Genomic DNA, 13,049 nt, shown 5'->3' with positions numbered 1-13,049 from the left:
ACGAGAATCTCCTGCTGTTACTGGTTGTCTCATGGGGATGAGCGGACACATGGCGGAGTCGTTGTCGTTAAAGCGGTCGTTTCCCGATATCTGGCTGCTGGTGCGTGCCCATCCGGCTGAGCCGGTGGGGGCGACACGTGCTCTGGCCGATGCGCTGACCGCGGCGTACGGCTCGCGCTTCGCCGTCTGGCACACGGACGAGCTCCTCCTCGGTGTCCGCGACGGGCGGTTGAGCCTGCGCACGCTGGTCGGAGAGGAGATGCCCGCCCCGAAGGTCGTATGCGTACGACAGGTACCCGGCTCGATGCACCACGACCGTGAAGTGACGCTCCTGCGGCACCTGGAGCGCATGGGGAGCACGCTCCTCAACTCACTCGAATCGCAGATCACCTGCCGGAACAAGTTCTGGCAGCTGCAAGAACTGGCCGCGGCCGGCCTTCCGGTGCCCGCCTCGCTCTCCTACGCCACGGCACCGCTGAACGGCGTCGTCCGCACCCCGGGCTTTGACGTGCCCTGCGTGGTCAAGCCCGTCAACGGCTACCAGGGCAGCCAGGTGTCCCTTGTCCCCGACCTCCCCGCGTTGCGTCAGGCGGCCGACGGCGCTGCCCACGACATGCCCCTCCTCTTCCAGGAGTACGTGGCCCCCTCGCACGGACGGGACCTGCGCGTCGTCATCGTGGAGGGCGAACCCGTCGCCGCCGCGGTACGCACCGCGCGCGACGACGCCCTTGCCTCGAACCTCGCCCGAGGCGGCGCCGCCAGCCTCTGCCGAGGCCGCTATCCAGAGGCCGAGACCCTCGCGGTCCTGGCCGCACGGACTCTGGGCCTGACCATCGCAGGCGTTGATCTCCTCTTCACCGCGACCGGTGCCCACACCATCTGCGAGGTCAACGCGGTCCCAGGCTGGCGCCCGGAGATGACAGCGGTGATTCCCGCCATCACCGCCTGCATCGAGCGCCACCGTCAGATGCGCTAGCTCGCCTTGGCCCGCCCCGGCCCGCTATCCCTGAGCGCGCGCTCGATCCCGGCCTGGTCGGCTCCGTACTCGGCGAGCACGTCCGCCACCACGCCAGGGTGGGCGGCAAGCGCCAACAGGATGTGCTCGTCGCCGATGTGCCGGTCGCCGCGAGCCAGTGCGGCCCTCAGGGAGCGCTCCAGCACGGCTTTCGCCTCAGGGGTGAAGGGGCGATGCCCTGCGGGCCGCCAGCGCTTGGTTGTGCGGACGGCGGCCAGGGCGCCGCGTCCGTGGGTGGCCTCGACACGGGCGACGACCTCGTCCACGTCGATACCGAAGCCGGCCAGCGCTTCGGCGTCCGCCCGAGAGATCCCGCCACGCTGCCGGGCCTCCCGCAGTGCCCCCTCCAGGGCCCCGCGACGCCGATCCACGCCGAGTGCGGCCAAGGCGGAGGAGGCTGTGGTGCCCTCTGCGTCAAGCAGGGACAGCAGCAGATGCTCCTCGGTGACTGCGCCGGCCCCGGCCCGCCCGGAGTGGCCGATCGCGCCTTTGACCACGTCACGGGCGCTCCTGGTGAACTTCTCGAACACGTCAATGCCTCCCGTACTTCTTGTGTACAGCCTGCCTGCTGACGCCCAGTTCCTTGGCGATCTCCTGCCACGACCAGCCTTGGTTGCGGGCGCTTGTGACTTGTACGGACTCAAGCTGCTCCAGCAGTCGCCGCAGCGCGGCCACGGCTCGCAGCCCGACTCGCGGGTCACGGTCACCTGCTCGCTCGGCGAGATCGGTTGCCTCGGTCATACCTGTCAACTTACGTTGACGCGGAAGTCGTTGTCAACCACGATTGACGGGCGGAGAGGGGGATGTGTGATGATCCGCTAGTGGATGACTTTGCTGAACCACTCGACGGCATGAACACCTTGGTGATCGGGGGAGGAGGTCAAGGTATCGGGCACGCGATCTCGCGTGCATTCGCTGAGGCTGGTGCGGCGGTAGCCGTCGCGGACATCGATCCGGAGCGAGCGCGTGATGCGGTTCATGAGCTGACAAGTGCCGGTGCACGCGCCATTCCGCTGGTCGGTGATGTCCGTTCCCGGGATGATGTCGATGGGTTCGTCGCTCACGCGGCGGCCGAGTTCGGCAGGCTCGACACCCTCGTGACCGTCGTCGGAGGGCAGGTTGCGTTCGTGCCCGCCGTGCGGCTGCACGAGATGAGTGACGACGACTGGGACCTGGTCTACGAGATGAACCTTCGGTATGTGGCGCGTGCGGCCCGTGCTGCCATCCGTACGTTTCTGGCCCAAGGTAGCGGTGGATCCATCGTCAGCGTCGGCTCGGTCACCGGAGCGATGGCCGCGCCCATGCAGGCAGGTTACGGGGCTGCCAAAGCCGGACTCGCGAGCCTCGCAAAGACCGTCGCCGCGGAGTATGCCGGCGATGGCATTCGCATGAACGTCGTGGCGTGCGGAGCGATCGCGACCCCGGTGGCGGGCACGCGGGACGCCGAGGGAGCCGCTGAGATTCCGATGGGCCGGTTCGGCGCCCCCGGCGACGCAGCTGCTGCGGCCGTCTACCTGGCCTCGCCGCTCTCGTCCTATGTGACGGGCCAAAGTCTCGTCGTCGATGGAGGCGTTACAGTGCGCGGCCCGTTCCCGGACTAGTTCCGACCCGGTACGCCCCGGCAGATCGACGTCGGGCACGGCCCGATGGGGCAGGTAACGGGCGAGGAGGCGCGTTCGGAGACGCGGACGGTGTCGGTGTCGGTGTCGATATCGATATCGATGTCGCGCGCGCAGCCCCTCGTCCACCATCGCTGCTGTGGGCCGGCCCTGCGCGTGGAGGGTGGCGGGTGAGCGGGTGAGTGAGCGGGGCCGGTATGCCACTGATGAAGGGTGTGCGGCCCCGCTGATGCGTCTCAGGCGAACGGGCGTCCGGTCATGAGGAGCAGGTGTTGAGCATGCTCTGCAGCGCCGTCTTCTCACTGGACTGGAGGGTCAGGCTCCAGTGGTACTTGGACCGTATCCACATCTTGGAGTAGGTGCAGTGGTAAGAGGACAGGGGCGGAGTCCAGGCAACCGGGTCCTTGTCGCCCTTGGACTGGTTGACGTTGTCGGTCACCGCGATCAGCTGGGGGTATGCGAGGTCGTTGGCGAAGTCCTCGCGCTTGCTGGTCGTCCACGAACTGGCACCGGAGCGCCAGGCTTCGGCCAGGGGGACGACGTGGTCGATGTCGATGTCGGATGCCGCGTGCTCGGTGATGCCGTCGTAGGGGCTGTACCAGCTGCCGGAGTCCGGGTAGCAGTCGCTGCCGACCACGACGTTCGAGCCGTCGCGCTTGAGCACCTCTTCCCGTGTGTTGCAGGTGCCCGAGATGGTGATCCAGTGCGGGAACAGGTCGCGTGAGTAGCCGGTCATGCTGCCTTCGGCGGCCACGGTCAGCGCATTGAGCTCGGACTGGGCGGTGGACTTGCTGGGGATGTTGGGCGGGGTGGCCTGGGCCGGGGTCGTCAGCGTCATCGTCGACAGCGCGACAGCGGCCAGTGTCGCGCCGGTCAGGCCGAACCAGTGGCGTCGGGAAAGGGCGAGGGACACGGATGCTCCTTGAGGGGCGGATGGGAACTCGTGCGGGGAACTCGTGCGGGGAACTCGTTCGGTGGCCCCGGCGCATGGGCCGGGGCCACCAGAAGCGACTAGGACTGCTATCGGGTCGGTCAGGTGCGAAAGGGGCCGGTGACCTCGTAGGTGATGCCGCCCGAGGAGCTGCCGCTCGTGCCGCGCTGGCTGGAGAAGTACAGCCGTGTGCCGTTGGGGGAGAAGGCCGGTCCGGTGATCTCCGAGCCGGACTGGCCGGTGATCCGCAGGAACGGGGCGACGATGTCGTCCGGGGTGATGATGCAGATCTCCATGTTGCCGCCGTCCTCGGCGACGAACAGGTCGCCGGAGGAGGAGCCGGTGACGTTGTCGACGCCGGTCAGCGGGGCGGGACCGGGGTTGACCAGGTTGTCGTCGTACGCCAGCTCGTAGGTGCTGTTCGTCAGGTCGAGCTGCCAGACGCGGTTGTCGCCCTTGGTGGTGAACCAGACGGTGTCGCTGGCGTAGTGGCAGCCCTCACCGCCGTTGAACCGCTTGGCGCCGGAGACCTGGTTGCGGGTCGCGGTGGGGGAGCCGTCGGGGTCCGGCACGGTGCCCCACGTGAACGAGCCCGAGGTGCCGGTCCCGGCCTTGAGGACCTGGAGGGTTCCGGAGGCCAGGTTGCCCCAGGTGGTCGGGGTGAACCGGTAGAAGCAGCCGTCGGTTTCGTCCTCGGTCAGGTAGATGACCTGGCGCCCCGGGTCGGCGGCGGCCGCCTCGTGCTTGAACTTGCCCATGGCGTCGCGCCGGGTGGCGGCGTTCACCCCCCACGGGTCGGTCTCGTAGACGGAGCCGAGGGAGACCTCTTCGCAGGAGAGCCAGGTGTTCCACGGGGTGGCGCCGCCGGCGCAGTTCTGCCGGGTGTTGGAAAGGATGCGGTAGGCACCGGTGACGGTGCCCGAGGAGTTGAACTTGACGGCGCTCGCACCGCCGCTGGGGTTGATCTCCGAGTTGGATACGTAGATCCAGCCGGAGCCGTCGGCGAAGCAGGCGCCGCCGTCGGGGGCGTTGTGCCAGGTGTACGAGGTGCCGGAGACGGCCTGGCTGGAGCGGGCGATGACCCGGCTGGTGAAGCCGCTGGGCAGCTGGATGCCGTTGGCGTCGGCGCCGCCCAGTGCGCCGTAGGGGCCGGGGCCGTTCTGGGCCGGGGCCGCGTAGGCGGCGCCGTGCAGGAGGGTGCCGCCGAAGGCGGCGGCCGAGGTGCCGATGACGGCTCCGCGCAGGAAGGTACGACGTTCCACTTCTACTCCTTCGTCAAGGGACTGCGAAAAATGAGGAGTTGAGCGCGTTGCCGACTGGTCACCGAGGAGAACTTAGGGCCGCCGCGCCGGACCGATCAGGGGCCCGCAGGCGAACTCTTCCCGGCCGACCGGTGAGTAGGTTTTGCGCAGAAACGATCACTCATGCCACTAAATGAACGGCAGGGAAACCTTCCAGACCGCGGGGCACACGCCGCGCACGGCCTGTGCCTCCGGCCGCCGGCTGCGGTGTTCGCCCAGGTGCCGCGGGGGTGTGGGCCGCTCTACGGTCAGCCCAGTGCGGTCGGGGACTCGGAGCTGGGTACGAGCAGGCCGAGTGCGGGGGATCCGTCCGCCGGCACAGCGCCTCAGTTCGCGGTGCGGGCCGCCGTACGGTCCGCGCGGTCCGCATGGTCCGCCGTACGGTCCCTGCTGTCCGTACGGTCCGCGCCGTCCGTACGGTCTGTGCTCACGGTGCCCGGGATCGTGCCCACGCGGCCCAGGCCCCGGCCCCGCAGCCCGAACGCGCCGATGGCGACGGCGAGCAGGGCGGTGGCGAGCGGGACGACGAGGGCGGCGTGGTGGCCGTCGAGGAGGGCGGCCGGGCTGCCCGAATCCGTGGCCGCGACGTTGACGGCGGTGGCGGCGGAGAGGCCGAGCGCGGCGCCGAACTGGAAGGAGGTGTAGAGCAGGCCGCCCGCCAGGCCCTGCTCGGATTCCGCTACGCCCTCCGTGGCGACGATGGTGAGCGGTCCGTACGCCAACGAGAAGCCGAGGCCCAGGAGGATCAGGCTCGGCAGCATCATCGGGTACGCCCAGTCGGCGCCGACCGGCAGGAACAGGCCGTACGAGAGCGCCGCCAGCAGCAGCCCGCCGAAGATCACCCGGGCGTTGCCGAACCGGTCCACGAGCTTGGGGGTGAGCGTGGGCGACAGGATCGCGTCGATGCCGATGACGATCATCGCGAAGCTCGTCTGGAGCGTGGACCAGCCGCGCAGTTCCTGAAGGTAGAGCACCACCAGGAACTGGAAGCCGAAGAAGCCGGCTGCGAAGAGGAGCCCGACGAGGTTGGCGCGGACCAGCGAACCGCGGCGGAGGATGCCGAGGCGGACGAGCGGGGTGGCGGCGCGGCGCTCGACGGCAGCGAAGACGGCGAGCAGGGCGAGGCCGGCGGCCAGCGTGCCGGCGGTCTGGCCGAGGCCCGCGTGCGAGGCGCGTTCGACTCCCAGGACGAGCAGCACGATGGCGGCGGTGACGGTGATCGCGCCCGCCAGGTCGACTCCCTGTCCGGCCCGGTCCTCCCGCGGCGACTTCGGCACGAGGGCGAGCGCGGCGACCAGGAGGACGGCGGACAGCGCGACCGGTGCGAAGAACACCCAGCGCCAGTCGGCCGCGGTGAGCAGCCCACCGACGACCAGGCCGATGGAGAAGCCGCCGGCCGCGGTGCCGGAGTAGATGAGCAGGGCCCGGTCGCGCTGCGGCCCCTCCGCGAAGCTCGTGGTGATGACGGACAGGCCGGCCGGGGTCATGAAGGCGGCCGCGACGCCGGTGACGAACCGCGCGGCGATCAGCATCCAGCCTTCGGTGGCGAAGCCGCCCAGGCCGGAGAAGACCACGAAGACGGACAGCCAGAAGACGAACATCCGGCGGCGCCCGAAGAGGTCGGCCGCGCGGCCGCCCAGCAGCATGAAGCCGCCGTAGCCCAGGACGTAAGCGCTCATGACCCACTGCAGCTCGCCGGTGGACATGCCGAGGTCCGCGCGGATGGACGGCAGGGCCACGTTGAGCATGGCCACGTCGATGCCCTCCAGGAAGATCGCCCCGCACAGGACGAACAACACGCCCCAGTCTCTCGCGCTCATCTGCATCTCTCGATCCCTCGGTTCCTCGGTGACGTGGGTGGATGGGGGCGGGGACGGGGTCGTCTCCCGCTCCACCACCCTCGGTCGGCCGGGGAGGGGGAACAACAGCGAAGATCGCAATGTTCGTTCAGGCAGGCTTACCGATCCGGGGGCTGCCGGGGAGCGGAGGTTGTCCATGGAGCGCGACGAACTGGAGTGCTTCCTCATCCTCGCCGAGGAGTTGCACTTCGGCCGTACGGCCGAGCGCATGCGGCTGTCCCGGGCCCGGGTGAGTCAGCTCGTGCAGCGGCTCGAACGCCGCGTCGGCGCGCCGCTGTTCGTCCGTACGAGCCGCCGGGTCGCCCTCACCGCCCTCGGCCGGCAACTCCACGAGGACCTCGAACCCCACCACCGCGCGATCGACGCGGCCCTCGCCAGGGCCGCCGCTGCCGCGCGCGGTGTCAGCGGGGTGCTGCACATCGGCTTCTCCGGCCCGCCGGCCGGGGAGATCGTGCTGCGGGCGGCGGAGGTGCTGCGCGCGAGCCACCCGGAGCTCGACGTGGAGATCTGCGAGGTGCCGCTGTCCGATCCGTACGGACCGCTGCGCAAGGGCGAGTTCGACGTCCAGCTCACCGAGCTTCCGGTGCGCGAGGAGGACCTGGGCGAGGGCCCCGCCCTGCTCTCGGAGGAGCGGGTGCTGGCCATCGCCTCCGAGCATCCGCTCGCCGCCCGCCAACGGGTCTCGCTCGAGGACCTGGCCGAGGTGGTGCTGCTGACGATAGCCGGTGAACTCCCCGAATACCGGCTGGAGCACCACGTCCCCGCGCACACCCCGGGCGGCCGCCCCATCGCGCACGGCCCGGGCGTCACCAACATGCAGGAGGCGCTGATGCTCGTCGCCGCCGGAAAGGGCGCCTTCCTCACCGCCGCCCACACCGCCACCTACTACGCCCGTCCCGGCGTCTGCTACCTCCCCTTCGACGACGCCGCCCCGGTCGGCTACGGGCTGGTCTGGCGCGCCGGCGACAGCCCCGGCATGGTGCGGGCCTTCGCGCGGATCGCGCGGGAGGTGACGCGGGCCGACGAGCGGACGGATGCCCCGGGCGCGGCGGCCCTCGCATCCCCCACATCCCCCACAACCCCCGCATCCCGTTCCAGCCGGGCGGTGGCCGGGGCGGCGCCGCCGTGATCTGCCCGATGGGGGAAGCCGGTTGTCAGTCCCCTTGCGTAGGCTTTCGAACATGGTGCCCAAGAGCTTCTACGACGTGAGGTTTGGCGTATCTCCTGGCGCGGCCAGGAAGGACGCTCACCACATCTGCGGCAGCCTCGACGAAGCCATGGCCGCTCTGGACTCCGAACTCGCGGAGTCCATCAATGTGTGGCTGCTGTTCAACTACAGCCACGGTGCTGATCTGTATCTGGACGTGTATCAGCGGGGCGAACGAACGCGTTCGATCGATCTCCACCCATTCGTCACGATCCGAGTCGACGGTTACCCGGACATCACCTTCCGTGGCTCGGGGCAGCCCACTGGCTACGACGTTGGCGCGGATGATCCGGAGAAGGTGAGGACGGCGCTTGCCGACGGGATGTTCTTCGGCGACCTCGACGACAGGATCGAGGTCACCGTGGACTGGGACGGCATGCTCGTCCCGCCGCTCGTGGGTGAGACAGCGCAGGACGGCGACTACGTCATGCTCGGCGACGTTCCGCTCGAAGACCTTGAGGAGCTTGATGGCCTCGACGGGGACGAGTTGGAGGACGAGCTGATCGACCGGGGATACGTCGAGTACGGGGATCACGATTTCGATGCGTGAGCCGGATGGGCAATGACCTCGCAGCACACCATGGGTGCTACCTGGGGGGACTCGGCGATCCGGCGGATGCGGTGTGCGGCGACGACCGCACACGGGAGCCGGCGGGATGACGAACCGGGTCCGGCAGGTTCATGTGCCGGACCCGGTGGTGTCAGCCATTCATGGCCGCCCAGAACTCCTCGAAGGACATCTGGCGGTCGCCGTTGGTGTCGAGCGAGTCGATCAGCTCCTGGGCCTGCGCCTCGGTGATCTCCGAGCCCTCCAACTCCGCCACGACCTTGCGGTATTCGTCCGCGGTGACCTGGCCGTCCCCGTCGACGTCGTAGCGCTCGAAGACCTTCCGCGCCGCCGTCTCCACGATGTCTGCCATGTGCTCCGCCCTTCTGTGATCTTCGCTGACGGGCCCAGGCTATCTGTCCGCTCGGAGCAACGCGGGGCCGCCCGACCTGCCCGGCTGTCGCGGGCCGCCGAACCGGTTCCAAGGCCCGTGACTCCGCCGCCCGAAGGCATGAGCGCGGGATCGCTCCGAGGTTCGGTTCTGCAGGAGGGACCGTGCGGTTCGGGCTGCCGCAACTATTTCGTCGACGCGGAGTTGTTCTGGGCGACTTGACCAACCGATCACAGTGAGGGGCAGTGATCAAGAAGCCTCTGGCAGGCGCCCCGCCGACGGCCGCTCTTCTCGGGTTGAGCCTGCCGGCCCCGTCCGCCTCACGCGCGATCGTGGGCGGCAAGGCGGCCAAGAGCGAGGACGAAAGGCACGAGCGGGTTGAAAGCGGCGCCTGAACTCTTCCGAACCCAGCCCTACACGCAGCAGTGCGAAGTGATGGCGAAGGAAGGCGCGCACGCCGTGATCGGCGTCTCGTCGGGCAACAGCTACTTCTCCGCGCAGCGCATCAAGGATCTTGCCCGGTGGGGTGCGGCCCACTTCGCCCAGGTCGATCTGATCTACACCGACCTGTTCGTGGGCGAGATGTTCGAAGCGCTCGGCTATCCTCCGGACGATGCCCGTCGCAAGGCTGTGAAGAACCTGCGCGGAGTGCGGGCCAAGGTGACCGCAGCGGCTCGGGATGTCGATCCGACCGGCAGCCGGGTACGGGCCCGCGCGCTGTCGGCGCTCACGACCATCCCGGCCTATCAGGCGATTCACGGCAATCTGGTCAACCTCCTCGAAGTCGACCCGGAGTTCCGTGCCGCCTGCGACTCGCTGGTCGGCGCGTTCTTGTCGGCCAAGTTGCTGCACGGCCAGGCGGCCACCCACCGGCAGCGCGAGGTATGCCTCAAGTACGTGTGCGCCGAAGCCCCGCTGTTCCTCGACACCCCCGCGATCCTCGGTGTCCCGTCATCGCTGAACTGCTACCACCAGCTGCTGCCGATGGCCGAGCTGTTGTACGCGCGAGGCGCCGGCCTGCGTGCCTCCCGCAACCAGGGCCACGCCGTCATCACCCCCGTCGAAGGAGACCATGATGGACACTGACGCGCTGCTCGACTTCCCGTTCTCCCCGCGTGGCGACCGTCTCCCGCCCGAGATCGCCCAGCTGCGGGCCGAGCCGGTCAAACGCGTGCGGACGATTGCCGGGGATCCGGCATGGCTGGTGTCGTCGTACCGTCTGTGCAGGCAGGTGCTGGAGGATCCGCGCTTCAGCCTCAAGGACACCTCCGCCCCCGGGGTGCCGAGGCAATACGCATTGACCATCCCGCCGGAAGTGGTCAACAACATGGGCAACATCACCGGGGCCGGACTGCGCAAGGCGGTGCTGAAGGCCATCAATCCCAAGTCGCCCGGCCTCGAGGACTGGATGCACACCCACGCCGCTGAAATGATCGACGGCCTGCTGGCGTACGGCCCGCCGGTCGACCTGCGCGGCCGGTTCGTCAGCCCGTACGCCGAGCATCTGCACTGCCGCATCCTGGGCATCCCCCAGGCGGACGCGCCCCGCCTGGCCGCCAGTCTCGACATCGCGTTCATGAACTCGGCGTCCCCGATCACCGGAGCCAAGCTCAACTGGGACCGGGATATCGCCTACATGGTGGAGCGCCTGGACGACCCGCTCACCACGGGCCTGATGAGCGAGCTCGCCGCGCTGCGCACGAAGCAGGAGTATGCGCATCTGACCGACGAGATGCTGGCCACCGTCGGGGTGACGATGTTCGGCGCCGGGGTCATCAGCACGATGGGCTTCCTGACGATGGCGATCGTCTCCCTGCTTCAAAACCCGCATGTGTGGCGCCAGTTGCGCGCCGAGCCCGACAAGATCCAGGCCGCGGTCGACGAGCTGCTGCGCGTCAACCTCTCCATCGGCGACGGGCTGCCCCGCATCGCCACCGAGGACGTCCGCCTGGGCGAGGTCCAGGTGAGGAAGGGCGAACTGCTCCTCGTCCTGGTCGAGGCCGCCAACACCGACCCGGACGTCTTCCCCCGTCCGCACACCGTGGACATCGACCGGCCCAACGCGGCCGAGCACCTCTCGTTCGGCGGCGGTGGGCACTACTGCCCGGCCACCGGCCTGGGCAGGAAGCACACCGAGATCGCCCTGCGGGTGCTACTGGAGAAGATGCCCGGTCTGCAACTGGCGGTACCGATCGACCAACTGGTCTGGCGTACCCGGTTCATGAAGCGGGTACCCGAGCGGCTGCCGGTGGCCTGGTAGCCGTCGATTCGGCGTCGACGCCCGGAGCTGCTTCAGCCCGGCAGCGCGTCCTCAAGCTGTGTCAGCTCCTCAGGGCTCAGTTCGAGTTCCGTGGCCCGAGCCGAGTCGGTGATGGAGGTCGGGCGACTGGCTCCCGGCACCGGGATCACCGCGGGGGAGCGGTGCAGCAGCCAGGCCAGGGCGATCTGCTGCGGGCTGACGCCGTGCTCGGCCGCGATGCGGTGGAAGGCGGTGCCGGTGGAGGTCGGGCCGGAGGGGCCGTCGAGGGAACTGCGGGAGATGCCACCGAGGGGGCTCCAGGGCAGGAACGCCAGGCCCAGCTGTGCGCTCAGTTGCAGCTCGGGCTCGCTGTCCCGGATGGCGGGCGAGTACTGGTTCTGCACCGAGACGAGTTGGTCGCCGAGGATCTGATGCGCCTGGCGGATCTGGCCGGTGGTCACGTTCGAGATGCCGGCGGCGCGGATCGTGCCGGCGTCGAGCAGGTCGCGCAGAGCACCGACGGACTCCGCCCAGGGCACGGCCGGGTCCGGCTTGTGCAGCTGGTACAGGCCGATGGCCTCGCCCCCCAGTCGCCTGGCGGAGGCCTCGGCGGCGCGCCTGAGATGTTCCGGGGTGGCGGTGACGGTCCAACTGCCGTCTCCGGGACGGCCGCGGCCGCCCTTGGTCGCGATCAGGACGCCGGAGGTGTCGCCGCCGTAGCGGGCCAGAGCGCGGGCGATCAGGAGTTCGTTGTGGCCCGCCTCGCCGGCGTGCCAGTGGTAGCTGTCGGCGGTGTCGATGAGCGTGACGCCGGCGTCGAGGGCGGCGTGGACGGTGGCGATGGCCCGCTTCTCGTCCGGGCGGTCCTCGATGGACAGCGGCATGGCGCCCAGGCCGATGGCGCTGACGGTGATGTCGGCGATGGTGCGGTACTGCATGGCGGTTCGTGTTCCTCAGACGGTGGGGGCGGCGGATGCGGCGAGCGTTTCGGCGACGGCGCCGGGCAGCCAGTCGGTGGTACGGGAGAAGGCGAAGCCCAGCTGTTTCGCCCGGGTGTTGCTCATGGCGTAGTGGCGGTCGAAGGAGAACGGTGAGGCGGTCCCGCCCGCGGCGACGGTCCGGAAGGCGGGCTCGCGGCCGGTCTGCGCGGCGACGATCGCGGCCAGGTCGCGCACATCGAGCAGGCCGTCGGAGCAGGCGTTGACCGGACCGGTGAAGTCGGTGGAGGTGGCCGCCCACCGCAGCAGGTCCGCCAGCTCCTCGTGGTGGATGAACACCGTCGGCAGCGCCTCGGCGTGCACAACGATCTCGTCGCCCTGGGCGATGCGTTCGGTGTAGTGCGCGAGTCGGCCGGTGAATTCCCTTCTGCCGCCGCCGAGCACATGCGCGCTGCGCACCGAGGCGAACGCGAAGCCGCCGTCCCGGGTGAGGACGGCCTCCGCCTGGCGCTTGCCCTCGGCGTAGTGCGCTTCCAGGTATGCCTCGTCGTGCCAGGGGAGATCGACGGCCACCTGCCAGGCGCGCGGGTCCACGTTCTCCTCCGGCACCCCGATGCCCGCCGGCACAGCCGGCAGCGCGGCGGTCGCCGGGTCGTAGACCTCGATCGTGGACGTCATGACGTAGCGCCGGGTGCGGCCGGCGAAGGCACGGGCGGCGATCGCGGCCTGCACGGGGGTGTAGCAGACCTGATCGACGACCGTGTCGAAGGTGCGCGAGCCGAGCGCGGCGACGAGAGCGGCCTCGTCGTCGCGGTCGACAACGAGCTGCTCGACACCGGTGGGCGGTCGAGCGGAGCCGCGGTTGAGCACAGTGACCTGATGGCCGGCCGCCTGCAGACGCTCGACCAGGAGCCTTCCGAAGTAGCGGCTTCCGCCGATGACGCAGATTCTTTGCATACCCCCACCCTGGACGCCTACCGTCAGCAGCAGAAGTGACGGCTT

The 13,049-nt window shown here is 69.5% G+C and carries 15 protein-coding genes; 7 read left to right on the top strand and 8 right to left on the bottom strand.

All coding sequences use genetic code 11. The features are described 5' to 3' along the window. Window positions 1-37 precede the first annotated feature (37 nt). A complete protein-coding gene (locus AC0680_RS14510; RefSeq protein ID WP_478628137.1) occupies window positions 38-976 on the top strand; it encodes an ATP-grasp domain-containing protein in 939 nt (312 codons plus the stop codon). On the opposite strand, the gene AC0680_RS14505 is transcribed toward AC0680_RS14510, so the two are convergent. Further along, window positions 973-1,545, bottom strand: coding sequence for a Clp protease N-terminal domain-containing protein (locus AC0680_RS14505; RefSeq protein WP_478628135.1), 573 nt, complete (start codon window positions 1,543-1,545; stop codon window positions 973-975). The genes AC0680_RS14510 and AC0680_RS14505 overlap by 4 nt on opposite strands. Before the next feature lies 1 nt (window position 1,546). Next, window positions 1,547-1,756, bottom strand: a complete 210-nt coding sequence (locus tag AC0680_RS14500; RefSeq protein ID WP_478628132.1) for a helix-turn-helix domain-containing protein — start codon at window positions 1,754-1,756, stop codon at window positions 1,547-1,549. 62 nt (window positions 1,757-1,818) lie between these two features. Between AC0680_RS14500 and AC0680_RS14495 the strand changes: the two genes are divergently transcribed. Further along, complete coding sequence (locus AC0680_RS14495) at window positions 1,819-2,616, top strand: SDR family NAD(P)-dependent oxidoreductase (RefSeq protein WP_478628130.1); 798 nt, start codon at window positions 1,819-1,821, stop codon at window positions 2,614-2,616. 274 nt (window positions 2,617-2,890) lie between these two features. On the opposite strand, the gene AC0680_RS14490 is transcribed toward AC0680_RS14495, so the two are convergent. The 3 genes from AC0680_RS14490 to AC0680_RS14480 all read right to left on the bottom strand — a co-directional run bounded on the left by AC0680_RS14490 (window position 2,891) and on the right by AC0680_RS14480 (window position 6,686). Continuing rightward, window positions 2,891-3,547, bottom strand: coding sequence for an HNH endonuclease family protein (locus AC0680_RS14490; RefSeq protein WP_478628129.1), 657 nt, complete (start codon window positions 3,545-3,547; stop codon window positions 2,891-2,893). Between the two features lie 119 nt (window positions 3,548-3,666). Beyond that, on the bottom strand, window positions 3,667-4,827 hold the full coding sequence (locus AC0680_RS14485) for an alkaline phosphatase PhoX (RefSeq protein WP_478628126.1): 1,161 nt from the start codon (window positions 4,825-4,827) through the stop codon (window positions 3,667-3,669). 365 nt (window positions 4,828-5,192) lie between these two features. Beyond that, window positions 5,193-6,686, bottom strand: a complete 1,494-nt coding sequence (locus tag AC0680_RS14480; protein ID WP_478628124.1) for an MFS transporter — start codon at window positions 6,684-6,686, stop codon at window positions 5,193-5,195. 175 nt (window positions 6,687-6,861) lie between these two features. Here AC0680_RS14480 and AC0680_RS14475 point away from each other — a divergent pair, with 175 nt between their 5' ends. After that, window positions 6,862-7,854 (top strand): LysR family transcriptional regulator, encoded by a 993-nt coding sequence (locus AC0680_RS14475; RefSeq protein ID WP_478628121.1) that lies wholly within the window; start codon window positions 6,862-6,864, stop codon window positions 7,852-7,854. A 52-nt stretch (window positions 7,855-7,906) separates the two neighbouring features. Then, entirely contained in the window at window positions 7,907-8,482 is a 576-nt protein-coding gene (locus AC0680_RS14470; protein ID WP_478628118.1) for a hypothetical protein, read from the top strand. A 151-nt stretch (window positions 8,483-8,633) separates the two neighbouring features. Here AC0680_RS14470 and AC0680_RS14465 read toward each other — a convergent pair whose 3' ends face one another. Then, the gene (locus AC0680_RS14465; RefSeq protein WP_201808806.1) at window positions 8,634-8,852 is read right to left on the bottom strand and encodes an EF-hand domain-containing protein; all 219 of its coding nucleotides are present in this window, start codon (window positions 8,850-8,852) and stop codon (window positions 8,634-8,636) included. Between the two features lie 263 nt (window positions 8,853-9,115). Here AC0680_RS14465 and AC0680_RS14460 point away from each other — a divergent pair, with 263 nt between their 5' ends. The 3 genes from AC0680_RS14460 to AC0680_RS14450 are packed head-to-tail and all read left to right on the top strand — an operon-like array spanning window position 9,116 to window position 11,130. Continuing rightward, on the top strand, window positions 9,116-9,265 hold the full coding sequence (locus AC0680_RS14460; protein ID WP_478628568.1) for a hypothetical protein: 150 nt from the start codon (window positions 9,116-9,118) through the stop codon (window positions 9,263-9,265). After that, a complete protein-coding gene (locus tag AC0680_RS14455) occupies window positions 9,249-9,956 on the top strand; it encodes a cyclodityrosine synthase (RefSeq protein ID WP_478628115.1) in 708 nt (235 codons plus the stop codon). Before AC0680_RS14460 ends, AC0680_RS14455 begins: the two co-directional genes overlap by 17 nt. Beyond that, the gene (locus AC0680_RS14450; protein WP_478628113.1) at window positions 9,943-11,130 is read left to right on the top strand and encodes a cytochrome P450; all 1,188 of its coding nucleotides are present in this window, start codon (window positions 9,943-9,945) and stop codon (window positions 11,128-11,130) included. Before AC0680_RS14455 ends, AC0680_RS14450 begins: the two co-directional genes overlap by 14 nt. A gap of 32 nt (window positions 11,131-11,162) precedes the next feature. Here AC0680_RS14450 and AC0680_RS14445 read toward each other — a convergent pair whose 3' ends face one another. Beyond that, window positions 11,163-12,047, bottom strand: coding sequence for an aldo/keto reductase (locus AC0680_RS14445; protein ID WP_478628112.1), 885 nt, complete (start codon window positions 12,045-12,047; stop codon window positions 11,163-11,165). Window positions 12,048-12,062: 15 nt separating this feature from the next. After that, a complete protein-coding gene (locus tag AC0680_RS14440; RefSeq protein WP_478628110.1) occupies window positions 12,063-13,004 on the bottom strand; it encodes an NAD-dependent epimerase/dehydratase family protein in 942 nt (313 codons plus the stop codon). Between the last annotated feature and the right edge of the window lie 45 nt (window positions 13,005-13,049).

This window comes from Streptomyces sp. NPDC043738 (assembly GCF_056436545.1).
Note: the sequence above shows the minus strand (reverse complement) of the source record. Positions and strands in the feature narration are given on the sequence as shown.

What these genes read in the sequence shown, in the direction of transcription:
- AC0680_RS14510 (WP_478628137.1), top strand. Translation starts at nt 38, where the DNA reads ATGAGCGGACACATGGCGGAGTCGTTGTCGTTAAAGCGGTCGTTTCCC.
- AC0680_RS14500 (WP_478628132.1), bottom strand. Translation starts at nt 1,756, where the DNA reads ATGACCGAGGCAACCGATCTCGCCGAGCGAGCAGGTGACCGTGACCCG.
- AC0680_RS14495 (WP_478628130.1), top strand. Translation starts at nt 1,819, where the DNA reads ATGTGTGATGATCCGCTAGTGGATGACTTTGCTGAACCACTCGACGGC.
- AC0680_RS14480 (WP_478628124.1), bottom strand. Translation starts at nt 6,686, where the DNA reads ATGAGCGCGAGAGACTGGGGCGTGTTGTTCGTCCTGTGCGGGGCGATC.
- AC0680_RS14475 (WP_478628121.1), top strand. Translation starts at nt 6,862, where the DNA reads ATGGAGCGCGACGAACTGGAGTGCTTCCTCATCCTCGCCGAGGAGTTG.
- AC0680_RS14470 (WP_478628118.1), top strand. Translation starts at nt 7,907, where the DNA reads ATGGTGCCCAAGAGCTTCTACGACGTGAGGTTTGGCGTATCTCCTGGC.
- AC0680_RS14465 (WP_201808806.1), bottom strand. Translation starts at nt 8,852, where the DNA reads ATGGCAGACATCGTGGAGACGGCGGCGCGGAAGGTCTTCGAGCGCTAC.
- AC0680_RS14450 (WP_478628113.1), top strand. Translation starts at nt 9,943, where the DNA reads ATGATGGACACTGACGCGCTGCTCGACTTCCCGTTCTCCCCGCGTGGC.
- AC0680_RS14445 (WP_478628112.1), bottom strand. Translation starts at nt 12,047, where the DNA reads ATGCAGTACCGCACCATCGCCGACATCACCGTCAGCGCCATCGGCCTG.
- AC0680_RS14440 (WP_478628110.1), bottom strand. Translation starts at nt 13,004, where the DNA reads ATGCAAAGAATCTGCGTCATCGGCGGAAGCCGCTACTTCGGAAGGCTC.